Below are 24,284 nucleotides of genomic sequence, written 5' to 3'. Positions count from 1 at the left end.
GCATGTCGATCGAGTTCTCCAAGAAGCTGACCGCGCACGAAACCCCGATCCCCGGAGTGGTGCTCTATGACCTGCCGGTCCATGGGGATAACCGGGGCTGGTTCAAGGAAAACTGGCAGCGGGAGAAAATGGTGGCCCTCGGGCTGCCGGACTTCCGCCCCGTGCAGAACAATATTTCGTTCAACGAAAAGGCCGGCACCACCCGCGGTATCCACGCCGAGCCGTGGGACAAGTTCATCTCGGTCGCCACGGGCAGGATCTTCGGTGCCTGGGTGGACCTGCGCGAAGGCCCTTCGTTCGGTGCCGTCTTCACAACTGAACTGGACGCCAGCCAGGCGATCTTTATTCCGCGCGGTGTGGGCAACGCCTTCCAGACCCTGGAAGACAACACGGCCTACACGTATCTGGTCAACGACCACTGGTCCGCCGATGCGCAGGGCCAGTACACGTTCCTGAACCTCGCGGATGAGACCGCCGCCATCGTCTGGCCGGTCCCGCTGGCGGACGCTGAGCTGTCCGACAAGGACAAGGCGCACCCGCGCCTCGCGGACGTCGTGCCGATGCCGGCGAAGAAAATCCTGGTGGTCGGCGCCGACGGACAGTTGGGCAAGGCGCTGCGGGAACTGTACGACGGCGACCCCGCCGTGGAGTTCGCCGGCCGGGCCGGTTTCGATCTGTCCAGTGAGGCCGCCTTTGCGGGGAAGAACTGGAAGAACTACTCCACGATCATTAACGCCGCCGCGTACACCGCCGTTGACACTGCGGAAACCGCGGAGGGCCGGGCGGCCGCCTGGGCCATCAACGTCACCGCCGTGGCGCGGCTGGCCCGGACCGCCGTCCAGCATGACCTCACCCTGGTGCACGTTTCCTCGGACTACGTTTTCGACGGCGTCCGTGACCGCCACGATGAGGCTGAGCCGTTCGCTCCGCTGGGTGTATACGGGCAGACGAAGGCAGCTGGCGACGCCGTCGTCAGTGTTGTTCCCCGCCACTACATCGTGCGGACCAGTTGGGTCATCGGTGAAGGCAACAACTTCGTCCGCACCATGGCGTCCCTCGCCGGCCGCGGCATCGAGCCGGCTGTCGTCAATGACCAGATTGGCCGGCTCAGCTTCACCGAGGACATCGCCGCCGGGATCCGGCACCTCCTCGAATCCGGTGCCGCGTACGGCACGTACAACCTCAGCAACGACGGCGAGCCGCAGTCCTGGGCCGACATCGCCGCGGACGTGTACGAGCTCGCGGGGCAGCCGCGGAGCTCCGTCACCGGCGTCAGCACCGAGGAATACTTCAAAGGCAAAGCCGCCGCACCCCGGCCGCTCAACAGCGTCCTCGACCTGGACAAGATCAAGAACTCCGGTTTCAAGCCCTTGGCGAGTTCCGTGCGCCTTAGCGCATATCTCGAGGCAGGTTGGGAGTCTTAACCGGGCGTTCTTCTACGTTTGCTTGATTCCAAAAAGAGGGGCCGGCGCTCAACGCGTCGGCCCCTCTGCTGTTGAACGATTTAGTAGGTGACCGTTTGGCAGCCCAGCAGTGTGTTCCCGGAGGTAAACGGGGAGATGCCGATGCCGTAGCTGCACACAGTGTATTTTCCTCGCTGGCTAATCTGGACGAGAGTGGAGTATCCGTGTCTGCCACTGGTCCCGACAAAGTTGTTGACGTCTGCCCGATTGATGGTTGTGGAAAAAACGTAGCCCGTGGTCTTGCCGTCGGGTGAAGTTACGTAGACGTGGACAGGGTTCGACTGGGTGGCCATGTCGGGATCGAGTGTCCAGCCGGACGATTCAAGAGATACTTGTCCGTTGGGAGTTACGATCCTGGCGGAGTCGAGATAGCCGATGGGGGAGCCGCTCCTTCCGGCGTCTATGGATGTGCAGCCGAGTAGGGGATTCGCGGTAGCTATGGGACTGAGAGCGATTGCGTAGGCGCAGACCCCGTATACACCCGGCTTGCTGACGCTGATGGATGTCTCGTAACCGTGGTTGCCGGAGACGCCCAGCACGCTATTGACATCTGGCCTGGGCTGGGAAGCCGTGTATGGATAGCTCTTGACGCTGCCGTCAGGTGCGGTGACGTAAACGTGGACCTGGATCGAGCGACCTGCATCCCCACGGTCAAGGGCCCAGCCCGAGGCCTTGATCGAGGCGGAAGTTGACGTCTTTACCATTGATACTCCGTCCAGGTACCCCGTGGGCAGGGTGGCATGGGCAACAGTGAGAGACGTGCAGCCGAGATGAGTGTTGCTGTACTGTCCGATCGAATAGACGCAAACAGAATACTGCCCCGGCTTTGTGATCGGTATTTCCTTCGCATAGCCGTGGTTGGTTCCGAGACGCAGGACCTGGTCAACGTCGGGACGCGCAAGGTTTGCGTCGATTGCGTAGCCTGTCCTTACTCCGTCCGGTCCAGTGACGTAGGCGTGTGCCTGGGTGGAGCTTGACGCGTTCGCCATGTCCACCGCCCAACCTCTCACTAATAGGGCGGATTTGTCCGGTGTCCTTATTTCGCGGAACTCGTCGATGCTCCCGATTGGTGGTTCCACACCCTTGGCCGTCAGCGACTTGCAACCCAGGGAGGTGTTGGAATTGGCGCCGATGGAATAGACACAGACTTGGTAACTACCGGACGCGTTGATGGGAATGGTCTTCAAGAAGCCATGGTTGGAACCGACCCCAAGAGCCTCCCCGACGTCGGGACGGCTGGAGTTTGCGGTGATGACGTAGCCGGTGCGAGTTCCGTTCGGTGCCGTGACGTATGCGTGAGCCTCTGTTGCCTTGCTTATGTCGGCAAGGTCAACTGCCCAGCCACGCACGGAAAGCTCTACAAGAGCTTCGGTTCGTTTGAGCGACAGCTCGTCGAAGGATCCAATAGGCGCCGGGGCGCCGGCGAACGTGCGAAGCGAAGCGTAGTCACCGTTCCATACGTTCGAGTCACCTGCGAACGGCCCCGTGCTGCTGTACTGCCAGATGCTGTAGGTTCCCCAACTCGCTGTGGGGACCGCCCCTGCGTCATTCGTCGGGGAGCCCGGGTAAGCGGCAACCCATAACGGGTAGTCTCCAAAGCCTGTGGGATTGCCGAGGCACTGGTTCCACCAGTTGGTGTTGGTGTAAATGACAGGCAGACGGCCGGTCAGCGCCTGCATGGTGTTGCCGAAGTCCCGGACCCAGGAGGCCAATTGTGCAGGCGACATCCCGTAGCACGTGTTTCCGAAGTAGAAACCGTTGATGGTACGGCCCTCATAGGGATTGAACTCGAAGTCCAAGACCGGCGGCATCGTGTATCCGTCGGCCGTCCAGCCTCCACCGTTTTGAACGAAGTACCGTGCCTGATCAGCTCCCGAAGACCAGTTCGGGATAGCGAAATGGTAGGCGCCCCGGATCATGCCGACGTTTCGCGAACCCTGATACTGCGAGCCGTATGACGGATTCGTGTAGTAGTTGCCTTCGCTTGCCTTCACGTAGGCGAACCGTGCGCCCATGTTCCACTGCTGCTGCCAATCGATGCTCGGTTGATGGCCGCTTACATCGAGTCCCTGGATGCCAAACGTAGGCGTCCAGGTGCCTTCCGTTCCGAGTGCCTCACTGCTGAGTTTCTTAAAGCTGTTGCTCGAGGATGATGCAGCGACGCGAGCGGACCGTTGCCCCATTTCCGCGCCGCCGACCCCAACGGCTTCAGCCATCGTCTCGTTGGTGCTGACTGATACAGGACTAGACGTGGGCGCCGCCGTTGTAGTCGGCGAGGCAGCAGCCTGCGTAGCAACGGGTGACGCTGTTTGTGTAGCAGCCGAATCGCGGACCGACGCAGACGGTGCGGGGGAAGAAACCGAAGCTGTATAGGAGTCAGAGGTGGGCGTAGGAGCGGGCTCTACAGCGAAGGCGACTCCTGCCAGTCCCGGACCGGCCACGAGAGCGGCAGCCAGGACTGCTGTCCTTACGGCTTGGAGTACTGTTCGACGGTGAGACTGGTTCCGCTTCATATTGGCTCCGGAGGCAAACGAGGCGCTCTCCCCAGAGCGCACCATTAGGGTTTGCAGTTCCCCGGGTATCCGGGCTGGAGGCGAGGAACTGGAATATCGGGACTTAACGCGCTCACCCTAACACCGGGATGCTGGTGAAACCAGTGGTTCTCTTGTTGCCAGAGTGAAAGATGCCGCACTGTTATCCACACCTGTCGCCATGTGACTTGGCAGCGTGTGGTACCTCCCTTGCCTTGGCCAGTTGCACTGCCTCCGCCGAGGGCGGCAGTGGTTTGGGGAATTATGGACGCTGTGCAAATCGTGGAGGACGAAGTCCGCGGGCTGATGCGCCGTCGTGGCCAGGACCCGTCCCGGCAGGCCGGCGAGGTCCGGCTTGTCGAAGCAGCTGTCAGCGATTACGACGAACGTGCCCTAATGGGTCCACCATGCCGGGCTGGCGTTAACAGGCGGCATCGGCAGCCGTGATGCAGGCAGGCCGACCTCGAGTGCGAGGGCGTGATCCCGCTCAGGCACATCGTCAAGGAGTTCCTCCGGATGCTTCCGGACCGCTTGGTTGTAGGCGAAGTCCGGGAAGTGGAAGCCTCGACATGCTGATTGCGTTGAACGGTGGCCTTCCCGGGATGTGCACCGTCCACGCGCGGCAGGGCACCCCTCGGCTACAACCAGTACCCAGCGCTCGAAGAAGCCCCGCAGCATGTGCAAGGTTGTTGCGGAACCCGTAGTTGGACCACCAGTTCAGACCGCTTTAGCTGACTACCTGAGCGAGAAGCTGAGCCTCACGGAATGCCTCGTGAAGTTCTGTACAGCCACTGGAGTTTAGCCAGCGTACTCGTCACGGAAGTACGCACTCGTCGGGCCTTCGATCACCGGGTCGTCGGATGCAGCTCACCCAGGTCCAGCGAGCCGGAATGCCAGCCAAGAGCCTGCTTGAAGGTCTCGTCGTGTGCTCCGAATACGGCACGAACATGGGCTTCGACGGCGACAGCGACGCAATACTGCCGCCGTCAGGCAAGAATCGCTACGTTGCCTACGGCTGCACGAAGGGCAGTTGCATGCAGGCGGAGCACTGAACGCGTCGGGGCCCCGTCTGAACGGTGTCAGACGGGGCCCCTTTTGCCGGTGTGGCGTCTTCCGGGTGCTGGTGTTATCGGAGTTGGTATCCGGCGATGTCGGCGATTACCTGGACTGTGGAGCCTGCGCCGGACTCGGTGTTCGCGATGGTCACCTTCCCGTCCGGTCCGACGGGCAGGTACGCCATGTTAGGCACGGTCTGCCCTGTGGCGTAGTTCAGGTTCGAGGTGCCCGGCTTCGGGCTCCCCGAGGCGTACGCGGTCAGGTAACCGAAGGAAGTCGCTTGGGTGACGGTGAGGTTTACCCACACTCCGGCGGCGTTCGCCGGGACCCCGGCCACCCCTGCGGCTTGGAAGGAGACCGTACCACCAGCCGGAACAGGACCGGACGAGTTGCGAGTGTCCAGTGCACGGGCGGGGTTGACCGACCCGAACGCCCCTGAGTCAGTGGGGGCACCTGACAGGAAGTACCCGGAGACATCGGCGACGACCTGCGCGCTTGAACCGGATCCGGACTCGGTGTTGGCGATCGTTACCTTACCGTCCGGGCCCACCGGGACCACGGCCAGATTAGGCACGGTCTGCCCGCCGGCGTAGTTCACGTTCGACGTGCCCGGCTTCGCTGACCCGGAGGCGTAGGCGGTGAGGTACCCGAACGAGTTCGGCTCGGTTACGGTCAGGTTCACCACCACGGCTGAGGCGTTGGCGGGGATCCCACTGACGCCGCCGACCTGGAACGAAACGTTCCCGCCTGAGACGACCGGACCAGATGATGAGCGCGTGTCCAGGAACCTGGTCGGGGTCAGCGGGGCGAAGGCACCTGCCGCAGTAGGGGTCCCGCCCCGGTAATACGCCGAGACGTCAGCGATGACCTGTGCAGAGCCTGACGAGGTGTTGGCGATCGATACCTTACCGTCCGGGCCCACCGGGACCACGGCCAGATTAGGCACGGTCTGCCCGCCGGCGTAGTTCACGTTCGACGTGCCCGGCTTCGCTGACCCGGAGGCGTAGGCGGTGAGGTACCCGAATGACTTCGGCTCGGTTACGGTCAGGTTCACCACCACCGCCGAAGCATCCGCGGGAACACCATTCACCCCCGCAGCCTGGAACGAAACCGTACCCCCGCCCGCCACCGGACCCGACGACGAACGCGTATCCAGGAAACGGGTCGGGGTGATCGCGGTGGAACCGCCTGCAATACCCGGTGGCGAGGTCAGCGCCTGGACGCCCTGCCGAACGGTGACCATAGGCAGCCCGCTGTTTTTCACTGCCGCCATGTGGGCGTCGAGCGTAGCCGTAGGGGTGTTGTATATATCTCCGCCGATGTTCGCTCCGACCTCGTGGTAGACCAGTACAAGCCAGGTACCGTCGGCCTTCGCCGTGTTTACCCAGCCTTGCACCGTGGCGGCAGTTGTGGTGGAGTCGACGTTCTGCACCTGGATGTTATACGGGTCGAAGCCTGTCTGGAAGTTGAACCCGCCGTCGGTGTTGCGCTGGGTGGCGTAGTAATTCTTCACTGCCGCCGTGGTCGTCGGGTTGTACGCCCCGTAGGGGGAGGCGAAATTGATCGCGGCTGAAGGACCAAACATCTGCTGCAGCGTGGCCTTGCTCTGCGACAGCTCGGTATTGAGCTGGGCAGGAGTGAGTGTGGTCAGGTCCGCATGGGTGATGGTGTGGGACGCGATCTCATCACCGCGGCTTGCGAAGGCTTGGATCTGTGCCTGCGTCATGTAAGTCGGAGTCTGGTTAATTGCTTCTGTGTAAATGTACATCGTGGCGGGAACGGCGTATTTGTTCAGAATGGGCAGAGCATTGTCGAATTGGCTGGTCCAGCCGTCGTCAAAGGTCACGCTGATCATGCCACCGCTCGCGGCTTGGGCGGTCGGCGCAGTCGCAAGAGACGTTCCGCCGAGTGCCAGAACAAAAGCGAGCGGAATCGCTGACCATATTCCGGGTGGTCGTTTTCCGGCCGTTCCTGGATTTCTGGCCACCCAACGAGGCCGCAAAAAACGCGCGCCATTATGCCGTACAGCGGTACCCACTACACTGAATCGATTTATGACTTCCATGTCGCCCTCGCTTCTTGTGGCATCTGATCTTGGCGGACGGAACTAGCTGGCCCGACAGTTACCCTCGCCCTCGGCGATGACGACAGGCTCCGAGATCCGCACTCGCGCAGTGCCGTTACCATAACGTTCCCCCGAACCGCCCAGCTAGAGTAGGCGATACCTGTATTGTCGTGGGTCGCTACCTGTGTGGACGGGGAAAGCTACCAAGATGTGCAGAGCACCAATCGGGCGCAGACGCCCAGGCATTTCCCGGATGAATGATGCGCCACTGTTATCCACAGCCCGCACCATATGACTTGGCGGCGTGCGCTACGCTCCCTAGGCTGTACCCAGTTGAACTGCCTCCACCGGGGGCGGCAGTTGTATTGGGGAACTACATGGACGCTGTGCGAATCGTGGAAGACGAAGTCCGCGAGCTGATCCGCCGTCGGGGTCTTGATCCGCTGCGGCAGGCAGGCGAGGTCCGCCGCCTGGTCGAAGCGGCTGTCAGCGACTACGACGAACGCGCCCTGATGGGGCCGCTGCCTCCGATTGGTCCGCTGGAGGCTGCGCGCAGGTTTGTCTTTGACGCGGTAGCCGGGTTCGGTGTCCTCCAGCCGCTGCTGGACGATCCGACCATCGAGGAAGTCTGGATCAACGCGCCCAACGAAATCTATGTCGCCAGGAACGGCGAGTCGGAACTGACCTCCCTTAGCCTCACTGACCAGCAAGTTCGCGATCTCGTGGAGCGCATGCTGAAGAGTTCCGGCCGCCGTCTGGACATGTCGTCGCCCTTTGTGGACGCAGCCTTGCCCGACGGCTCGAGGCTCCACGTCGTCATTCCGGATGTCACCCGCAGACACTGGGCGGTGAATATCCGAAAGTTCGTGGTGAAGGCCAGCCGCCTTGAGCACTTGGTCGAGCTGGGGACGCTGACACCTCAGTCTGCTCGGTTCCTCGGCGCTGCGGTGTCCGCCGGACTGAATATCCTCGTGTCGGGATCGACCCAAGCGGGCAAAACCACGATGCTCAACTGCCTGGCAGCGAGCATCGGCAGCCGTGAGCGCGTTATTACGGTGGAGGAAATCTTTGAACTCCAGTTCCCGCTTCGGGACGTTGTGGGACTCCAGTGCAGGCAGCCCAACCTCGAAGGCGAAGGCGAGATCCCCCTACGCAGACTTGTCAAGGAAGCCCTCCGGATGCGTCCGGACCGTTTGGTCGTGGGAGAGGTACGGGAAGCGGAAAGCCTCGACATGCTCATCGCCTTGAATAGTGGGCTTCCAGGGATGTGCACCGTCCATGCAAACTCGGCCCATGACGCTGTGACGAAGATTTGCACGCTTCCATTACTCGCTGGCGAAAACATCTCCTCTGCCTTCGTGGTTCCCACTGTGGCGTCCTGCATTGACCTCGTGGTCCACTGCAGCCGCCATGCCAACGGCAGACGCCAAGTAACTGAGATCCTTTCCCTCGGACGGAGGGTGGAAAACGGAATCATCGAGTCCTCCATGGTTTTCGCGATGGAGGATGGGCAGCTGCAGCCGCGGGCCAACTCCATGCCCGCGGCAGAGAAGTTTTCCCGGGCAGGGTACGACGTCGCGGCGCTGCTGGAGCCGCGCTGATGGCGCCTCTGTTAGGGGTACTGGCAGGCGCCGGGCTTTTCCTGATCTGGTGGTCGTTCTGGGAAAAGCCGGCGGCGCCTAAGCGCCTGCCCAGGGCCAGCCGCCTCGAAGACCTGCTGGCATCGGCCGGAATCGATAAGGTCACCGGGACGGGCCTTGTGGCCTCATGCCTGGGACTGGGCATTTTTGTTGCTCTCATCTTCTTTGTTGTCAGCCGGTCATGGCCGATATCCGTCTGCTTCGGACTGTTCGGCGCCTGGCTGCCCATCAGCGTTGTCCGGTGGCGGGCGAACAGGAGAACCGCGGTGCTTCGCCAACTGTGGCCGGACGTGGTGGACCATCTGCGCTCAGCCATTCGCGCGGGGCTTTCACTGCCGGAGGCTCTGATCCAGCTAGGCGAGAAAGGCCCTGAGGAGCTTCGGCATGTTTTCCGCGACTTCGGGGCCGACTACCGTGCCGGCGGGCAGTTCGATGCTTCTCTTAACAAACTCAAGGACCGCTTGGCGGACCCTGTGGCGGACCGGATTGTCGAGGCACTCCGGCTGACTCGTGAAGTGGGCGGTTCGGACCTGGGAAAACTGCTGGGCACCCTCGCGGAGTTCCTCCGGGAGAATGCCCGGACCCGCAGTGAGCTTGAGGCCCGGCAGTCCTGGACGGTCAACGCCGCCAGGCTCGCGGTGGCCGCTCCTTGGATCGTTATGCTCCTCCTGGCCACCAGGCCTGAGGCCGTGAACGCGTACAACACACCTATGGGAGCCGCTGTCCTCGTGGGCGGACTGGTTGTGTCTCTGGTCTGCTACTCCATCATGCTGCGCATTGGCGCCCTTCCGCAGGACGAACGGGTGCTGCGATGAACGGGATCTCTGCGGCAGCGATTGCCTGCGGCATCGTCCTCGGGACGGGCCTGTGGCTGCTCTTCGTTAGGCTGCCCTTTATGCGGCCGCTCACGTTCGTCGAGCGCATCGAGCCACAGCTGAAATCGCAAAACCTTGAATCGCGGTTGCTTCGGGCAAGCGGGCAGAACGCCACGCCATTCGGGCCACTAGAACGGATCGTGCGTCCCCTGCTTCACGACGGACTCGCCGCCCTCGGGAAGTTAAACCTCGGGTCAAAGGCGCTGACCCGACGGCTGGCTCAAGCAGGGATCAGCAAATCACCTGTCGATTTCCGGGCCGAACAGCTCCTCTGGGCTGCCACCGGATTCGCTGCTGCCCTGGCGGCGGTGGGACTGGGCGCCGTATCCGGCCGCTTCAGTCCGTTCCTCGCCTTTGTGGCCGTCCTCGGAAGCGCGCTCGGCGGGTTTCTGTTCAGGGACTTCTGGCTCGGTGTCCAGATCAGCAGGCGGGAATCCCGAATGATGGCAGAATTCCCCAGTCTCGCCGAGCTTATGGCGCTGGCTGTCGGTGCCGGTGAAAGTGCCACGGGTGCACTGGACCGCGTCTGTCGCAGTGCGAATGGAGAACTGGCCAAGGAGTTTTCCAAGATTCTTGCTGAGACCCGGGCGGGGAAACCGCTGGTGGAAGCGCTCCAGGAGTTTTCCTCCCGGACAGATCTCGGGCCACTGGTCAGATTTGTTGATGGCATCATCGTCGCGGTCGAGCGGGGCACACCGTTGGCAGATGTGCTGAGGGCTCAGGCCCAGGACGTCCGGGACACGGCAAAACGGAACCTCATGGAGTCGGCGGGCAAAAAGGAAATTGCCATGATGGTGCCCCTGGTTTTTGGTGTCCTTCCCTTAACGGTGGTCTTCGCAGTTTTCCCTGGTATCGCGGCCATCAGCCTCGGACTGTAGCCATGACCAAGACCCTGCGTTCATATTCCTTAGCCGCCACGTCACTTATATAGCGTCACTCACCAATGAATGGGACCGAAATGAAAAACATGGGAATCACGAGCAGCGTGTTGCTCCTTGCGTTACTGGCCGGCCTGGGGGCATGGGCGAGTCGTACCGGGCCGGCTCGGAGTTGTGGCCGTGATGGCTCCGATGGGTCTGTCCGTGACCACCCGGAACGCGGTGACGTGCGAGCCCTTATGCGCAAGTACGGTGTCTCATGAGACACAGTCGAGGGAGCCGATCGCAAGTGACCGGTTCAGGTATAGCCCTCGACTAGAACTAGCTGTGAGGTGTAGTCCGGAGAGATGCGTCGGTTCCATACCCACGCGTCGCAGACGCCTGGGCTAAGGGTGTAGTCGGCGGGGACGACTGGATCTGATCCTAGGACCGGATTCTCAGAGGCATGACCTCTGGCTTCTGGTCATCCGCCCATTGGACAAGAACGGTGTTCCCGCCCCATGAGCCCTCGTGGGCGAGGACGTGAGCGGCCGTTAGGGTGCCGTCGCCCCAGACAAGCTCTTGACTCTTGCGCTGGTGCCAGTGTCCCGAAAACAGCAGCGTGGGTTGCAGCACCTCGACCGTTCTCTGAAGCAGTCCCCGCGTGCGTTCTGCCGCAGAGGCGACCTCTGGCGGCAACGCGAGCCCCTTGAGTCCCTGGAAGCTGGCCGGGGCATCGTGCGTCAGGAGCACGTCAACTGGAGCCGATGCGATGAGCCGTTCGGCCTCCGCCGGTGTCGGTTCCTCAAGGTCGGCCCAAAGGTCTTTGCCCTCGGTCCGCCATCGCCGGTCAACACTGTATGCGCCTCCGAGGCCCCCGATGCGGACGCCGAGGCGCTCGATGACAGCCCCCCGAGGCACGTAGCTCATCCGATCGGACAGTCTCCTGGTCCCGTCAGGGAGCGGGCTAAGCCCGCGGAGTTCCTTGTGGTTGTCGTGGTTGCCGTCGATGAAGAGAAACTCGATGTCGGCGTCGTCGAGCAGCTGGCCCAGGCGCTTGTCGAAACGGCCCTTCTTGGGGCCCGGCCATCGAACGGCTAGGTCGCCGACGTGAAGGAGCAGGTGTACGTCCTCGCTCTTCAGCGTTCGGACTACGGCTCGAGCGATGCTGAGGTCGCCGTGCCAGTCGCCGGCCACAGCGAATCGGACGGCGTTCACTCTGTGAGCCTTCTGATGTCGCACACGGAAGTTGTGGTTCTGGTCGTCTCGATGCCATCGCCGCGGACGTCGATACGGAAGACCGCCGGACGCCCGATCTGAAGTTGGATGATTCCGAGTAAGGGCACAGTATCCCCGTCCCGCCGGAGGGGTACCGCCTCCCATTCGCCCACGCTTTGGCACTGGGAGGAGCGGACGAGTGAGCTGGACTCAGGCCCAATGACGAGAACGTATACCGAAACTGAGGCGGTTATGACTAGATAACTGCCGTAGTCGAGGTCGGTGACAGCCGCTACCGGTTCGGCGTCAATAATCCGAGCGCTCACGGGTCTTTTTGTGTGGTCGGATTGCGAAGGCTTCGTCATGCGGCCTGGCTGCTCGACGCCGCTTCGATTTGCTGGGATGCGGAGGGGAACTCTACGGCGAGGTAAGCGAGCCTTTCCTCCTGCACGTACCGGTAGCGCAGGTCCTTCGTTTCGTCGACGCACTGCGGCATGCAGTTGAGGAAGGTGCGGAGATCGCGGATGGAGACTGAGTTCGAAAGGTCGAGTCTGACCTGTACTGCCAAGGGTGATACTCCTCGTTTGAAAGGTGATTTAGGTCCCATGTCCAACTAGTTGGACAGACAACAATGTCCCATCTTAGTGACATTGAACGATGCCCGTTCCCCGTAAGTCCTCCGCCGAGCAGCTAGAGGTTTGGAGTACGCGACGCAAAGCGGTGGGAGCTCGGATACGCGAATTGCGATTGGAACGAAGTTTGACGCAGGAGGAGCTCGGAAACGCTGCAGGAATGGATCGGAAGACCGTGCTGTACATCGAACTGGGCCAGAGGAGTCTGGGCTATGAACGCCTCTGGGACATCTCTGCGGTGCTCGGTGTTGACATAGTCGATCTCTTTGTTCCACCTGAAACCATGCCCCAGAGAATCATTTATCGGGGTGGCCGACGTCGGCACAGAGACCGGAACATAAATTCTCGACAGTCGACGCCCGAGCCCTAGGCCGGAGCAGACGTGGGACGGGCCGTCGCGCTGCACGGGCATCAGAGCTGGTCAGCTGGAGCAGGGCGATCCTGTGACGCCACCAGAACGAACCCGCCCAGGCCGTTGAGCACGAGGCGAAGCAGGGCCCCGTCTAAGCTGGTCTCGTGAACTTACATAACGCCCCGAGCAGCATCGACGTGGTCAGCCAGGCTGAGCACGCCGAGTGGTGGCAGGTCGTGGCGCCCTGATGCATCTATGGCATTTTTAGTCCGATAGCCATCCGGCAAGAAACGAAGACAGGGCGGACGATTCCAGGCACGGAGGGAGCAATACTGCCGTTTGCTACTTTTACTGCGCGGGGCCTAGGGTGGGCTCAAAATGGGCAAGCGGAAGGGGATTGCGTGGTTACTTGGGGCGAGATGGAGAACTTCACTTGGGATGAGTTGGAGCTCTTCACTCACGATGACCTAGAGCGTCTCACGTTTGGGCAGATACGGCAGTATGTCGAGGACTTCTGGCCGGTACTGGCGGAACTCAGCCCGCTGGACCGTGCAGCGTTCCGGGCGGGCGTACTGAACCAGACGCTCCCGCCGGCACTATTGGCCGCAGGCGACACGGAATACACCCCAGCGCAAAACGCCGCGCTGAAGTTCTGGACTAACCCGCCAATGACACGAGGCGAATTTGCGGCTTGGGCCGCAGTGATGCTGTCAGTGGTGCAGATCATGCAGTCACAATTCAAAGAAGACCCCGTTCCACCAAGTCCCCCGCCGGCGATCGAGCTTCACTTGGAACTTCCGGACGGCGTTCGCCCGCTTCCGCAGAGCCCAACGGGACCGGAGTCGCCGGTGCACCTGCTACCTAATAACCCAGTGGAAACAGGCCCGGGCGACGTCCCACGCGCTGGACGCGCCTGAAGGCCTTAGTCGCCACATAGCCGAAGTCGCATCGCAGAAACTCAGAGCTGTGAGTAGGACTTACCAAGGTCAGGATAGGCTGCCAGGATCGCCCGGTAGGCGCACCTGATGAGGGTACTTGCGCCGGCGCTGGTGGGTAAGTCGCTGCCTATTTGGAGGCAGCGTCCACTGCCTCCGCCGGGGTCCTGGGCGCCGTGGTCGGTGCCAGGGGCGGGAAGTCGCCGGGGCGGTCCCTTCCACGCGCCGGAAGCGGGGCGGCCGGTTTGCGGCGGGCCATGCTCAGGGGCTCCAGCGGGCCGGGCAGCCCTGCGGGCCTGGCGGGAGACGGAGGGCCAGACGCCGTTCTCGGGCATCGTGGTACCGGTGGGAGCCGCACCGGCGGCCAACCCCTGGGTCACGAAAGTAAGGAAACAACAAGCCATGTCAGAAGACCTCGGACGGTTCAATACCCACACCTGCTCCCAGCCATGGCGACGGGAGTGACGCAGTGGGAGCGGAAAAGCCGCCGGAACTGGTCTACGGCCCAGCCGAAGAGTGTCTGCATATGCAGCCGCTGCCGACTTACGTCCGCGACGTTGACGGCCACTCCGCAAATGGTGCATCGAGTGGTACTTCCATCCTGAAGCAGTCTCTCGAGTACCAACTCGTTGGCGGGCCTGGAACACCTGCGCCTCGACGCCGCTACCGGAATGAGCGTCTGTTGGCGGGACCACGCAGACCATCACGAGCGCATCCTTCTGGACCCTCACGGCCCGTTTTACAGATGGACATGCAAAAGCACAGGAATCCCGAACATTTGGAACCAAAGAAGGCGCCTACTCGCTGGGTCACCGATGTACGGACGCAGCTACTCCTAGAACACGATGCTCACTAAGGGGAGACCGCCACAGGAGATCTCCCCTTTCACGGATACTTGAAGCATGATTGCCATCGTCGTGGACACGAACATTATTAGCGAGTCTCCTACATTGTCCCGTACTGAGTGGATCTCTCTTTCAGACCACCGAGCGGATTGGGAAGTCGCTCTGCTGGTCCCAGACGTTGTCGTTATGGAAACGACCAAAGTTGTTCCGAGGGAGTGGGCCAAACAATGGGACCACCTGAGTAAAGCCAAGGTCGGCACCTTCGGGTTGCAAGGCAACCTGGACGCTCTTTTGCGGGGCATCCAAGACCACATCGACGGCTACGAAGATCAGTTGCACTCCCGGCTGTCAGAGCTGGGCGCTCAGATCGTGCCGACCCCAGATGTTCCACATTCGGACATCGCTTTTCGCGCTTCCAGGGGACTAGCTCCGTACCATGCAGGGGACAAGGACGGGTACAGGGACACTCTCATATGGTTAACCGTGCTTGACGTAGCGAAGAGAAAACCCGACCATGAGGTCTGGTTCGTCAGCAACAACACGAATGATTTTGGCGATCCATCTTTCAAGAAAAAGGGGGACGCTGATGACACACCCCCGCTCCCGAGGCCTCTACACCCTCAACTGCTGCAGGATCTGGAAACTCGAGGGCTGCAGGGGAGGGTCAGGTACGCAACCAGTCTGCGATCCCTGGAACAACACATCGCCGCAATGCACGGTCCCATCTCGCCCGAATACCTAACGGAACTGACTTCACTGCTCGACTTCGCCGCCCTTCAAGACTTGCTGAACGATCAGACAAGTATCGTCATTCCTCCCAAGGACGCCGCTCTGAATCCGGGAACGGCACAGTCTGTCGTGAACAAGCTCCTCACTCGTGCTCCGGATTGGAAGTTTTCTGATGCCGCGGGACGGGGAGAAGACCGCTGGACAGCCAACTATGCTGTAAACGCAGAAGCGGAAATTCTCGCATTCTCTGCTGACCACTCCACGGCGCCATCAGTAGTGAACAAGCCTCTCCGCGTTTCGGGGACAGCTAGTTTCACGAAGCAAGGACAGCCAGAGGAAGTCCAAATTTCCAAAATTGAGGCCCTGCCCGACGATCCCAACCGTGGCTTGTGGGCAGTGCTGACCTCAACCGGATTCGGGCAACTCGACCTCGTGGGGTCAGCCACGTTCGTCGCAACCTTCAGCCAGGCCACTAAGGCCGCCCAAGACCTCACCCTGCCGCCGGAGACCCTTCAGAACTTGAGCAGGGCCATCAAGTCCGCCCAAGACCTCACCCTGCCGCCGGAGACCCTTCAGAACTTGAGCAGGGCCATCAAGTCCGCGCAAGACCTCACCCTGCCGCCGGAGACCCTTCAGAACTTGAGCAGGGCCATCAAGTCCGCGCAAGACCTCACCCTGCCGCCGGAGACCCTTCAGAACTTGAGCACGGCCATCAAGTCCGCGCAAGACCTCACCCTGCCGCCGGAGACCCTTCAGAACTTGAGCACGGCCATCAAGTCCGCGCAAGACCTCACCCTGCCGCCGGAAACCCTTCAGAACATGAGCAGGGCCATCAAGTCCGCGCAAGACCTCACCCTGCCGCCGGAAACCCTTCAGAACATGAGCAGGGCCATCAAGGCCGCCCAAGACCTCACCCTGCCGCCGGAAACCCTTCAAAAGATCAACCGGGCCGTCAAAGCAACCCAAGACATAGCCCCAGCCACCGAACGGACCGAAGGACTTCCCGACTCTGATGCATCGGCAAGCGACCCCGTCGCAGATGATAAGGAAGAACCCGAACAGGGCGCCAGCGGCTAAGCTTCCTGAGTGCGGACTCAAGGAACCCTTACAGTCACCTCGCACGGAAAGGGGAGACTGCCCGTGGCGGTCTCCCCTTGGTATGTAGCAATCTATCGGGCGGTACCTTCCTGACCCGCTCAGCGCCCGCTGCTGTCCCGGTGCGGTCTTCTTGGCCTTGGCCGCCCCTAAACCCTAGGTCATTGCGGCGCTGGGCGTATGCCCTCGCTGCATTCGGGAGCGAGCTACACAGTCCGGCTAGGTTATCCATCGGCGGAGAACGTTGCTCTGCGGCTTTTTCCAATTATCCGTAATGAACGGCACTAAATAGGGCTCAGTGGCGGACGCCTCCGCCGCAGCAATCATCGCTTCTGCGTCACTGTTGCCCAGCCCTTTGAGCCAGGACGCGGTCTCCTTACTCACCGGCCACTGGTCACAGACTTCCAAAGCTTCGAAGAAGCCAATCGCGAGAGGCTCGGCCATGCTGGCCTCCTTGTGAATGAGGAAGAGCTTAAGCACGCTGAGAAGCCACCAAAGTGGCGGGCGAAGGCCTTCTTGGTTCAGTCCAGCCCGGCCTTGCTCGTCCCGTAGCATCTCGCTCACTCGCACAGCCACTTCTAGTAGGCCATCAGCATCGACCGAGAACCACGAACTGAGGTCGGCTTTGCTCAGACTAGGAAGTTCTGGAAGAAGCAACTCGGCGTTATCCCTGTGGGCGACCAGAAAATTGCTCAGCTCGTCATAGCTGATCGGGGGCGCCAGGAGAGCGGCCAGTTCGCTACTCAAAGGACCCCCGTGTTTTACCATTTCACTTTCCATGGCGGCGAGCATTAGGTCGACGGTGGAGTACCGCCGCGACGGTTCGCGGCGCGTGGCCCGGACAACAACTGAGCGGAAGCGACCAATTGGCCGCGGAACAGAAGTAATCGTCGGAAACTCATCTGTAAGAATCCAGGCAACAATTGCACCGAGGCTGTAGATGTCAGTTTCGACAGTGGCTTTGTGAGCGTCGTGATGGAGCTCAGGCGCCGCCCATCCCTTGGTTCCTAACAACCCGCCCGCCTTAGTCGGCTGGGAAGTGGTGCTGCCAGGTGTGTTCCGAGCTATACCAAAGTCGGAGACGACCCATCGACCTGCTCCATCGTCTTGTAGCCAAAGAATATTCTGTGGTTTGAGGTCGCGGTGTACCTGACCGCGCTCATGAAATTGGCGTAGGGCATCTGCTACGACCTTTACCGTTTCGCATGCTAATTGCTCTCGTTCTTCCGAAGACAAATTTGCGACGGCTTTCGTGAGTTCGAGTGTCGCGATGGGCATGGTGTACCACTCGCCGTCGACGTCCGCTTCGAGTACCGGCATTACGCTAGGACCGGCTGCCGACTGCATCGCCTCCACCTCGCGGGAAAACCGCTTCTGGATCGTGGCTCCCGCCCGAGCCATTTTCACGGCAAATTCCTGGTTGGACTGGAAGTCCCGGCCCCTCATGACAACGGAGTGGTCGCTCGGTTCTCCGAGGAAGTCGATCATTTCAAAACGGTCTGCTGGCTTAGTCACATCTCTTCTTTCAGGACGATCTCGCGCGATTCTTAATGCCCGTCACTGGGAATCGGATGCCCGCGTGCCTGCAAATACTAATACACAAAGTAGGCCCTTCCTGGCTGGCAAGGGCTTTAGCGGGCCGCACCGTTCTTTGTCCTCTCAGCGCCCGCTGCTGCCCCTGTACGGGTCTTCTTGGCCTTGGAAGCGCCCTTTGCCCATGGTGACGGCTGCGCGGGGGTGTGTGCCATCGCTGGGTTCGGCAGCGACGCGTCCACGGACTTGGGCCGGCGGCCTCTTCGTCGTCGCGGCGGAGGTCCAGGAGCCCGAGGAGGCGGACCTGGATGGCCTGCTGCTGCCGGGCTTCGGCCACGAGGGGCGAGGGCTTGCCGTTCGCGACGGACGGTCTCGCGGATCGCGTCCTCGGTAATCCGGAGCGTGTCGATGGTCTGGGCGGCCTGGAGCAGGGCGGCACGTTTGGGGATGGAGAGCTCATACTCGGCTACCGGGGAGCGCCAGAGGGAGGCGCCGGCGGCGCCCAGCTGCGCCGGGACGGTGGCACCGGCCGATTCGTCACTTACGGCGGCTAGAGGGGTGGTCATTTGTGGGACCTTTCAGGAGGAATAGGGCAAGGGCGGGGGCCACTTTCGTCGCGATAACACCGCACGCACGCACGCCGAGAGAAGCTGTGCCAGTCCGGTGTAGGGGCAGGCGGTAACGGGAGGGTAGTGCCAAGGGGTGGTAGCGCGGTGGCACAGCCGGAGCAGTCCGGGGTGCAGGTGTGACTCGCTGTTATCGATAGCATTCGTTCATGGCATCACTCCACGATCTGCTGACAGATTTTGACGCCTCGCTTACTCGACTTAGCGAAGCAGACCAAGAGGACGAACTTCGGCGAGCTCTCAATGAAGCCCTGAGTGTCCTCTACTCGTTGCGGGAGAACCAGAAACGTGAGGCGGGCGGGAGCTATTTCGAGAGCATACGATCAGGCGCCCCCGAAGGGCGCGTGACCGAGGGCCTCGTGGGGGTCCGCGCACTGGCTACCCACAACTTTGCAAAGGCGGTGGAGCCGCGGTCTGCAATGCTTTATCCGGGAGTCAATGTCTTTCCTGGTCACGAAGTGTTCCCTGGCGAATCCCTTCAGTGGCTTCCGCTTCACGAGTTGGGGCCAGAATCGGCCGACCTGCTGAGGGAGAAGAAGGAACAAGGCCGCTATTACGAGGATCTTGTATCCGGGCGCCCCGTTCTTTCAACGCTGCTGGACGCTCGCCGTTTCGTTCGTGGCGAGTCAGGTACGTAAGCGGGCCGAACCATCCGCTGAAGCCATGAGGTGACGAGGGCGGACGGCCATTTGCAATGGTGTTTACACGCGCATTGATTTGTCAGTGCAGCGTGCCTGGCAGACAACTCGCCCCGGCTTGTACATCGGGCGCGCAGGAAGAAAACGAAGCAGGCAGCGCGGGCGACGACGGCGGGAGTGTGTGGACCATGTGTTCGCCGCGGGTGGCGGTGCCGTTGCGAAGAAGCGACTCTTCGAGAACCTTGACCGGGCGCATGATTCCGGCGACGTTGCGGCGATGCAGGTCGCCGTCGGCGGTATCGTCGAGGTCGCACGAACCTCACCCCTCGCAGTATCGGCAATCTCAGCGAACTGAGGAAGGCGTTGGACGACCCGGATACCGTTTTCGAGTTCTAGGCGGCGTGGGAGCCCCCGGAACTCAATCGACCCATAACGCCTAGGGTTGCCGGCGCGCCGACCAAAGTTCCTCAGCGCTCCGTCGCTAGGGTAGCTCCCATGACGACACTAGCGCTGGGTGGTCTCAAGGTCTCCTACGATGTGGCAGAACGTTGGGCCAGGGAGTACCTACTCGAAAATCCCGGGCGGTCAGGCTACCCCGCATATGACTCCTACCCCGGATCCTGCACCGACGAAATCGGCCGACAGGACCTGCTCGCCATCGTCCTGCTGAACGTGTCGGACAAGCCGGTCCCGACCTATTACGCACTCGAATCGCTCATCGAGCCGCTCAACGCCCTGTTGGCCACCCCGGACATCAGGGGAAACCTGGAGGACGCTAGCCCGGCGACACTGGATGCTGTGGCCAGACTTTTCAGCGTTCTGGACAAGGACCGACCCAAGGGCGTCCGAATGACCAAGGTTTCCAAGGTCATCGCCAGGAAGCGCCCGCGGCTTATCCCCGTGTTTGACCGGTTTGTCCGCCACTGCTACACCGGATGCGCCAACGCACCCGTCCCTCCATCGGCCGGCCGAACATGGGAGGCCTACAGTCGCGCTTGGCTCGAAGCCGTCCAACATGACCTGATTAGCCAGCTGACCCTATGGGAGGATCTCGCCGCAATTGCCCCCGGCCCTAAGATCTCGCCGCTGCGAGCGTTGGACATAATTGCTTGGAGAGCCGGTCAGCGCGGCTTCAGCAATAGGGACGCCAAGGTCGAATCGGAGGAATAGGCGTCGGATGACGACGAAGACGTCATTGGCCCCGTTTCATAACCATTCTGGCGGGCCAACCGCTGGTGAGCGGCGCGCCGCGCCTCCTTAGGGGAACTGCTGTACCTGAGAATCAAGATATGAAACTGCGCAGTCTGAGCATTAGGAATTTTCGGGGTATCCGCGAGTGCGATTGGCATATTACGGCCGATCTCCTCGCATTGGTGGGACCCGGTGATTCGACGAAGACTACGATTCTGGATGCCGTCGGCGCGGTGCTGTCACCCACCTACACCCTTCGGTTTACCGACGCCGACTTTTTCGGTGGGAACACGGCTCTTCCAATCCACATCACTGCAGCAGTGACCGATCTACCTGACTTCCTAGTTCAGGAGAACCAGCTCGGAAAAGAGCAGTCAGGCATCTATCCGGATGGCAGATTGGTACACGATCCAATCCCGGGTGCGGTACCGTGCCTGGTGATTCGGTTGACCGTCGAACAGGACCTCGAGCCGGTTTGGGAGGTCATTCGTCCGGGGACCGACGCAACGCGTACCGTCAGCGCAAGCCAGCGACAGCGGCTGGGCTTCTTCCGGATCGATGACCAAGCAGACAGCCATCTTCGATGGACGCGCACGTCGGCACTGAGCGGACTTACTGAACATCGCCAAGGAGCTGCTGTGATTCTGGACGCTCACCGGCTGGCTCGCAAGGCGGTGTTTGACTCTCAACCAGAGGCGCTCCTTGCGGCCGCGGTTTTGGCTCAGGATAGCTCTCGGTTAGTGGGCAGCGCCCCGTTTGCTCGTCTCCAGCCCGGTTTGGAGCCTAGCTCGGCGTCTTCGGCCCATTCACTGATGTTGCACGACGGGCCTATCCCTCTTACCCAGTTCGGGTTGGGGACAAGAAGGTTGACCAGTTTCGGCATCCAGTCGGCTTCGGTGATAGGAGGTTCGATTATCGCCATTGATGAGGTGGAGCATGGCCTCGAACCGCATCGTCTCGCACACCTGCTCAATGTGCTTCAGAAGAAGGCGACCACCGCATCCATTCAGGTGTTGTTCACGACACACTCCGCTATGGCTGTCGAAAGCCTCAAGACCAAGGATCTGGCGGTAGTTCGGTCTGCCGATGGCAAAACGACCGTTCTTCCGGTCCCGGAGGAGCTCGAGACCGCCCAAGGAGTGTTTCGCTCGGCACCTTCTGCTCTGCTGTCACGAATTGTAGTCGTCGGTGAGGGGGCTACTGAAGTGGGCTTGCTTCGAGGATTGTTCAGACTACGGGACGCCGACCGCATAGCGAAAGGGCACCCAAGCAGTGTGTCGTTGGGGCTCGCTATCGTCGATGGCAGGGGTGGTAACGACGCCCCAGACAGGGCGCGGTTGTTTAGGAACCTCGGGTACCCGGCTCTCGTCCTCATGGACAACGATGACCCCCAGGTAGCGCCAAACGTTGTGGCCGCGCAGGCCGCAGGTGTGGTTATTTCTCAATGGCAGACGGGCCGAGCCCTTGAAGATGAACTCGCCCACTGTCTAGGCGCGGCAGGATTGAGGGAATTGGTGGACCGGGCCGCAGAGCTGATGAGCGAAGAAGCGGTCTGCTCGGCCGTCGCTGCGAAACTCTCAGTACGCAAGCTTGAGGGCACGGATCCCGCTGAATGGGAATCATCCTGTGGCAAAACACCCGAGGAAATCCGAAACGCAATAGGACTGGCGGCTAAGAGCAAGAAGAACCCTTGGTTCAAGAAGGTGGATGGCGGGGAAGTGCTGGCGGTCCTTGTGGCAAACCACTGGGCAAGTGTCGAGAACAGTTTCTTGGGCGCCACGATCGAGAAGGTCTTCCAGTTCGTCTTAGGCGACGTGCCGGAACCCGAATTGGCGGATAAATCCGATGACTGAGAGCGCCGCCCTCAACGGTGCGGCTATTCGGATCCTGGGCTCGCTACCCGGTTCAATTACGTTGCCGGCGGGAACCGGGAAAACAGAACTTGTGGCAGCAGTCGTAGCTGAGGTGGCGGCAAGGGGCGGCAGTGTCCTAGTCCTAACGCACACACATGCCGGCGTCGATGCGCTCCGACGCCGAATGGCCAAGTTTTCGGTGCCCAAGCAGCACGTCATTGTCCGCACAATCGACGCATGGTGCTTTGACCTTATTCAGCATTTTCCTCTGCTTGCCGGGCTTACCGTTCCGGCCGACCCAGATTGGGCCTATTCGCAGGCCTATCACATCGCGGCCACACGTGCCGTTGGTAGTGCCGCTGTCCGGCGCATGCTCACGGTAAGCTACGACCTCATCGTTGTTGACGAGTACCAAGACTGCCTGATTGATCAGCATCGGCTGGCTGTCGGATTCACGGATGCGCTGCCGACGCTGGTCTTGGGGGACCCTCTCCAGGGGCTGTTTGATTTCGGAGGTCAGCAGCCGGTCGACTGGAAGAGCGACGTCCTCAATCATTTTCCGGAAGTGTCGATTGATGCATACCCTTGGAGGTGGCATGACCACAATCCAAGACTGGGAAATTGGTTGCTCTCTATCAGGGAAACTCTCGCCGACGGGAATCCGATCAACCTGGCAGGCGCTCCCGTTCAGTGGAGGCGAATGCCCAGTGACGGACGATTCAAAGTCAGAGAACAAGCCGAAGCGTGTTTCAGATCGCCGCAGGATGGCTCCACAGTCGCTCTCGGGCAGTTTCGCCACGACATCCTTAGTCCTGCGCAGCAACTCAACGGGTCCTACTCGGTCATGGAGGCGCTGGATTCGAGCGTCACAGAGAAGTTTTGCCAACTCGTCGATAGCGGCACCGCACCCGAGGTCGCAGCTGGCGCAGTAGAGTTCGCTGTGAATTGCGCAACGGGAATTGCGATGCACCTCGACTCGACGAAAAGAAGACGTCTGGCCACTGGCAAGGCCATTGTGACTCGAACAACTGATCGGCGGACGACTTACGCTGCCATTAACTCCCTGCTCTCGGGACCGACGCCAGGTTCTGTCCACGCGGCACTGGATGCGATCATGCGTCTTCCGAATGTCAAGATCTACTGTCGGGAAGCGTGGAGTGAAGTAATTCATGCCCTTCAGTTCGCCGCCGTAGACGCTGAGCTCTCCGTTACGCGCGCCCTGACGCAGGTCCGCAACGGGGCAAGAGCTCGCGGTCGACGCCCAGCCCGGCGAGTCCTATCGCGACCGCTACTGGTCAAGGGGCTCGAATACGACCATGCGATTCTGCTCGATGCCGACAAATATAACGCTCAAGAGCTATATGTGGCCCTCACGAGAGGGTCAAAATCCGTCACGGTTGTCAGCAGAAGCCGCGTCCTGAGCCCCTCTAATGCTGTCTGAGACTGGCAGATCCGACCAGGTCGTCAGACCTCAGCGATTCGTTTAACAGTAGTTGGCCTCGGAGCTTCGCGGCCTTCATATAGCGGGGGCGGACACTCGACGAAGTCAGACTCACACGCGGGGGTGAAAGTGGCGCGAACGATGGTCAAAGCACCCGGCATAGCAGATCGGGACTACGGTTCCGGATGCCCAAATCAAGCGAGGACCGTGTCGGGCACTGCGGCTATCTCGTTGGAGGCTTCGCCAACTCCGAAACCCCGTGGGAACCTACCCCTACCGCGACGCTCCGCTGGATCGCCGCGTCCCAGCTTCACGTTTCAATGACGGATTCCGCACGGCTAAGAAAGCCCACAGACGGATTCTTGCGGAGCGCTCTGATCCCACGGTTTGTCCCCACCAGGAGTAGCCCTACTGCCAAGTCTCGTTGGACGAGGTGTTGGAAGGCTCCGACCAGGATGGGAACTGACTTTGGGAGTGGCACATCAATGTCGCGCAGAATAAGGAAGCCGGTCTCCTGCACTTGAGATGGTTCCTCAGTGACGAGGGTTGCCGACAGTTCGTAAACTGGCCAGCCGGCGGTCGCTGCTGCTTGTCGGGCGATCGCAATTACCTCATCCCGTCCCCCAGGGCCTCGGTAGCTCGCCACCGTGATCTGGGCCAGTCCGTGGCCGCGATAGGCCAAGGTCTCAGCCAGCTCTGTGGCCCACTC

Annotated in this window: 20 protein-coding genes and 2 pseudogenes; 16 read left to right on the top strand and 6 right to left on the bottom strand. The window is 61.1% G+C overall.

Annotated features, from left to right (window positions below; translation table 11 throughout):
• Positions 1-2 precede the first annotated feature (2 nt).
• Positions 3-1,424, top strand: a complete 1,422-nt coding sequence (locus tag ACZY0Q_RS05360) for a sugar nucleotide-binding protein (RefSeq protein ID WP_463915149.1) — start codon at positions 3-5, stop codon at positions 1,422-1,424.
• Between the two features lie 80 nt (positions 1,425-1,504).
• On the opposite strand, the gene ACZY0Q_RS05355 is transcribed toward ACZY0Q_RS05360, so the two are convergent.
• Positions 1,505-3,976 carry a lysozyme gene (locus tag ACZY0Q_RS05355; RefSeq protein ID WP_463915148.1) on the bottom strand — a complete coding sequence of 824 codons (2,472 nt, stop codon included), beginning with the start codon at positions 3,974-3,976 and terminating at the stop codon, positions 1,505-1,507.
• Positions 3,977-4,258: 282 nt separating this feature from the next.
• Here ACZY0Q_RS05355 and ACZY0Q_RS05350 point away from each other — a divergent pair, with 282 nt between their 5' ends.
• The 3 genes and pseudogenes from ACZY0Q_RS05350 (at position 4,259) to ACZY0Q_RS05340 (ending at position 5,046) form a co-directional block, all read left to right on the top strand.
• On the top strand, positions 4,259-4,441 hold the full coding sequence (locus tag ACZY0Q_RS05350; RefSeq protein WP_463915147.1) for a hypothetical protein: 183 nt from the start codon (positions 4,259-4,261) through the stop codon (positions 4,439-4,441).
• A pseudogene (locus ACZY0Q_RS05345) lies at positions 4,442-4,614 on the top strand (ATPase, T2SS/T4P/T4SS family); the annotation flags it as partial.
• Positions 4,615-4,884: 270 nt separating this feature from the next.
• On the top strand, positions 4,885-5,046 hold the full coding sequence (locus ACZY0Q_RS05340; protein WP_463915146.1) for a hypothetical protein: 162 nt from the start codon (positions 4,885-4,887) through the stop codon (positions 5,044-5,046).
• A gap of 74 nt (positions 5,047-5,120) precedes the next feature.
• On the opposite strand, the gene ACZY0Q_RS05335 is transcribed toward ACZY0Q_RS05340, so the two are convergent.
• Positions 5,121-6,905: a polysaccharide deacetylase family protein gene (locus tag ACZY0Q_RS05335; protein ID WP_463915145.1), complete on the bottom strand. Its 1,785-nt coding sequence runs from the start codon at positions 6,903-6,905 to the stop codon at positions 5,121-5,123.
• A 587-nt stretch (positions 6,906-7,492) separates the two neighbouring features.
• Here ACZY0Q_RS05335 and ACZY0Q_RS05330 point away from each other — a divergent pair.
• From ACZY0Q_RS05330 to ACZY0Q_RS05320, 3 genes are read left to right on the top strand one after another with little or no spacing between them, the layout of a single operon-like run.
• The gene (locus ACZY0Q_RS05330; protein WP_463915144.1) at positions 7,493-8,716 is read left to right on the top strand and encodes a CpaF family protein; all 1,224 of its coding nucleotides are present in this window, start codon (positions 7,493-7,495) and stop codon (positions 8,714-8,716) included.
• Positions 8,716-9,570, top strand: a complete 855-nt coding sequence (locus ACZY0Q_RS05325) for a type II secretion system F family protein (RefSeq protein WP_463915143.1) — start codon at positions 8,716-8,718, stop codon at positions 9,568-9,570. The genes ACZY0Q_RS05330 and ACZY0Q_RS05325 overlap by 1 nt, the downstream gene beginning before the upstream one ends.
• Positions 9,567-10,508, top strand: coding sequence for a type II secretion system F family protein (locus ACZY0Q_RS05320; protein ID WP_463915142.1), 942 nt, complete (start codon positions 9,567-9,569; stop codon positions 10,506-10,508). The genes ACZY0Q_RS05325 and ACZY0Q_RS05320 overlap by 4 nt, the downstream gene beginning before the upstream one ends.
• A 423-nt stretch (positions 10,509-10,931) precedes the next feature.
• On the opposite strand, the gene ACZY0Q_RS05315 is transcribed toward ACZY0Q_RS05320, so the two are convergent.
• Positions 10,932-11,705 carry a metallophosphoesterase family protein gene (locus tag ACZY0Q_RS05315; protein ID WP_463915141.1) on the bottom strand — a complete coding sequence of 258 codons (774 nt, stop codon included), beginning with the start codon at positions 11,703-11,705 and terminating at the stop codon, positions 10,932-10,934.
• Between the two features lie 361 nt (positions 11,706-12,066).
• Positions 12,067-12,273, bottom strand: coding sequence for a hypothetical protein (locus ACZY0Q_RS05310; RefSeq protein ID WP_463915140.1), 207 nt, complete (start codon positions 12,271-12,273; stop codon positions 12,067-12,069).
• Positions 12,274-12,362: 89 nt separating this feature from the next.
• Here ACZY0Q_RS05310 and ACZY0Q_RS05305 point away from each other — a divergent pair, with 89 nt between their 5' ends.
• The 4 genes and pseudogenes from ACZY0Q_RS05305 (at position 12,363) to ACZY0Q_RS05290 (ending at position 16,275) form a co-directional block, all read left to right on the top strand.
• A complete protein-coding gene (locus ACZY0Q_RS05305; protein WP_463915139.1) occupies positions 12,363-12,707 on the top strand; it encodes a helix-turn-helix domain-containing protein in 345 nt (114 codons plus the stop codon).
• 401 nt (positions 12,708-13,108) lie between these two features.
• The gene (locus ACZY0Q_RS05300) at positions 13,109-13,606 is read left to right on the top strand and encodes a hypothetical protein (RefSeq protein ID WP_463915138.1); all 498 of its coding nucleotides are present in this window, start codon (positions 13,109-13,111) and stop codon (positions 13,604-13,606) included.
• A 420-nt stretch (positions 13,607-14,026) separates the two neighbouring features.
• Positions 14,027-14,480: pseudogene (locus ACZY0Q_RS05295) on the top strand (DUF4913 domain-containing protein).
• Between the two features lie 46 nt (positions 14,481-14,526).
• Positions 14,527-16,275 (top strand): PIN domain-containing protein, encoded by a 1,749-nt coding sequence (locus tag ACZY0Q_RS05290; protein WP_463915137.1) that lies wholly within the window; start codon positions 14,527-14,529, stop codon positions 16,273-16,275.
• Positions 16,276-16,512: 237 nt separating this feature from the next.
• On the opposite strand, the gene ACZY0Q_RS05285 is transcribed toward ACZY0Q_RS05290, so the two are convergent.
• Positions 16,513-17,808 carry a serine/threonine-protein kinase gene (locus ACZY0Q_RS05285; RefSeq protein WP_463915136.1) on the bottom strand — a complete coding sequence of 432 codons (1,296 nt, stop codon included), beginning with the start codon at positions 17,806-17,808 and terminating at the stop codon, positions 16,513-16,515.
• Between the two features lie 116 nt (positions 17,809-17,924).
• Complete coding sequence (locus ACZY0Q_RS05280) at positions 17,925-18,392, bottom strand: hypothetical protein (RefSeq protein WP_463915135.1); 468 nt, start codon at positions 18,390-18,392, stop codon at positions 17,925-17,927.
• Between the two features lie 209 nt (positions 18,393-18,601).
• On the opposite strand from ACZY0Q_RS05280, the gene ACZY0Q_RS05275 reads away from it, so the two are divergent.
• The 5 genes from ACZY0Q_RS05275 to ACZY0Q_RS05255 all read left to right on the top strand — a co-directional run bounded on the left by ACZY0Q_RS05275 (position 18,602) and on the right by ACZY0Q_RS05255 (position 23,575).
• Positions 18,602-19,090, top strand: a complete 489-nt coding sequence (locus ACZY0Q_RS05275; protein WP_463915134.1) for a hypothetical protein — start codon at positions 18,602-18,604, stop codon at positions 19,088-19,090.
• 181 nt (positions 19,091-19,271) lie between these two features.
• Positions 19,272-19,445 (top strand): hypothetical protein, encoded by a 174-nt coding sequence (locus ACZY0Q_RS05270; protein WP_463915133.1) that lies wholly within the window; start codon positions 19,272-19,274, stop codon positions 19,443-19,445.
• A gap of 140 nt (positions 19,446-19,585) precedes the next feature.
• Entirely contained in the window at positions 19,586-20,260 is a 675-nt protein-coding gene (locus ACZY0Q_RS05265) for a DUF6308 family protein (protein WP_463915132.1), read from the top strand.
• Between the two features lie 119 nt (positions 20,261-20,379).
• A complete protein-coding gene (locus ACZY0Q_RS05260; protein ID WP_463915131.1) occupies positions 20,380-22,134 on the top strand; it encodes an ATP-dependent nuclease in 1,755 nt (584 codons plus the stop codon).
• Positions 22,127-23,575 carry an AAA family ATPase gene (locus tag ACZY0Q_RS05255; RefSeq protein ID WP_463915130.1) on the top strand — a complete coding sequence of 483 codons (1,449 nt, stop codon included), beginning with the start codon at positions 22,127-22,129 and terminating at the stop codon, positions 23,573-23,575. The genes ACZY0Q_RS05260 and ACZY0Q_RS05255 overlap by 8 nt, the downstream gene beginning before the upstream one ends.
• Positions 23,576-24,284 lie beyond the last annotated feature (709 nt).

It is taken from the genome of Pseudarthrobacter lactosi (assembly GCF_055412785.1).
The sequence above is the reverse complement of the archived record's forward strand: the minus strand, read 5'-3'. Positions and strand labels throughout refer to the sequence as shown.

Coding starts and splice junctions, on each gene's coding strand:
- ACZY0Q_RS05360 (WP_463915149.1), top strand. CDS start 3: ATGTCGATCGAGTTCTCCAAGAAGCTGACCGCGCACGAAACCCCGATC.
- ACZY0Q_RS05355 (WP_463915148.1), bottom strand. CDS start 3,976: ATGAAGCGGAACCAGTCTCACCGTCGAACAGTACTCCAAGCCGTAAGG.
- ACZY0Q_RS05350 (WP_463915147.1), top strand. CDS start 4,259: ATGGACGCTGTGCAAATCGTGGAGGACGAAGTCCGCGGGCTGATGCGC.
- ACZY0Q_RS05340 (WP_463915146.1), top strand. CDS start 4,885: ATGCCAGCCAAGAGCCTGCTTGAAGGTCTCGTCGTGTGCTCCGAATAC.
- ACZY0Q_RS05335 (WP_463915145.1), bottom strand. CDS start 6,905: ATGATCAGCGTGACCTTTGACGACGGCTGGACCAGCCAATTCGACAAT.
- ACZY0Q_RS05330 (WP_463915144.1), top strand. CDS start 7,493: ATGGACGCTGTGCGAATCGTGGAAGACGAAGTCCGCGAGCTGATCCGC.
- ACZY0Q_RS05325 (WP_463915143.1), top strand. CDS start 8,716: ATGGCGCCTCTGTTAGGGGTACTGGCAGGCGCCGGGCTTTTCCTGATC.
- ACZY0Q_RS05320 (WP_463915142.1), top strand. CDS start 9,567: ATGAACGGGATCTCTGCGGCAGCGATTGCCTGCGGCATCGTCCTCGGG.
- ACZY0Q_RS05305 (WP_463915139.1), top strand. CDS start 12,363: ATGCCCGTTCCCCGTAAGTCCTCCGCCGAGCAGCTAGAGGTTTGGAGT.
- ACZY0Q_RS05300 (WP_463915138.1), top strand. CDS start 13,109: ATGGAGAACTTCACTTGGGATGAGTTGGAGCTCTTCACTCACGATGAC.
- ACZY0Q_RS05290 (WP_463915137.1), top strand. CDS start 14,527: ATGATTGCCATCGTCGTGGACACGAACATTATTAGCGAGTCTCCTACA.
- ACZY0Q_RS05280 (WP_463915135.1), bottom strand. CDS start 18,392: ATGACCACCCCTCTAGCCGCCGTAAGTGACGAATCGGCCGGTGCCACC.
- ACZY0Q_RS05275 (WP_463915134.1), top strand. CDS start 18,602: ATGGCATCACTCCACGATCTGCTGACAGATTTTGACGCCTCGCTTACT.
- ACZY0Q_RS05265 (WP_463915132.1), top strand. CDS start 19,586: ATGACGACACTAGCGCTGGGTGGTCTCAAGGTCTCCTACGATGTGGCA.
- ACZY0Q_RS05260 (WP_463915131.1), top strand. CDS start 20,380: ATGAAACTGCGCAGTCTGAGCATTAGGAATTTTCGGGGTATCCGCGAG.
- ACZY0Q_RS05255 (WP_463915130.1), top strand. CDS start 22,127: ATGACTGAGAGCGCCGCCCTCAACGGTGCGGCTATTCGGATCCTGGGC.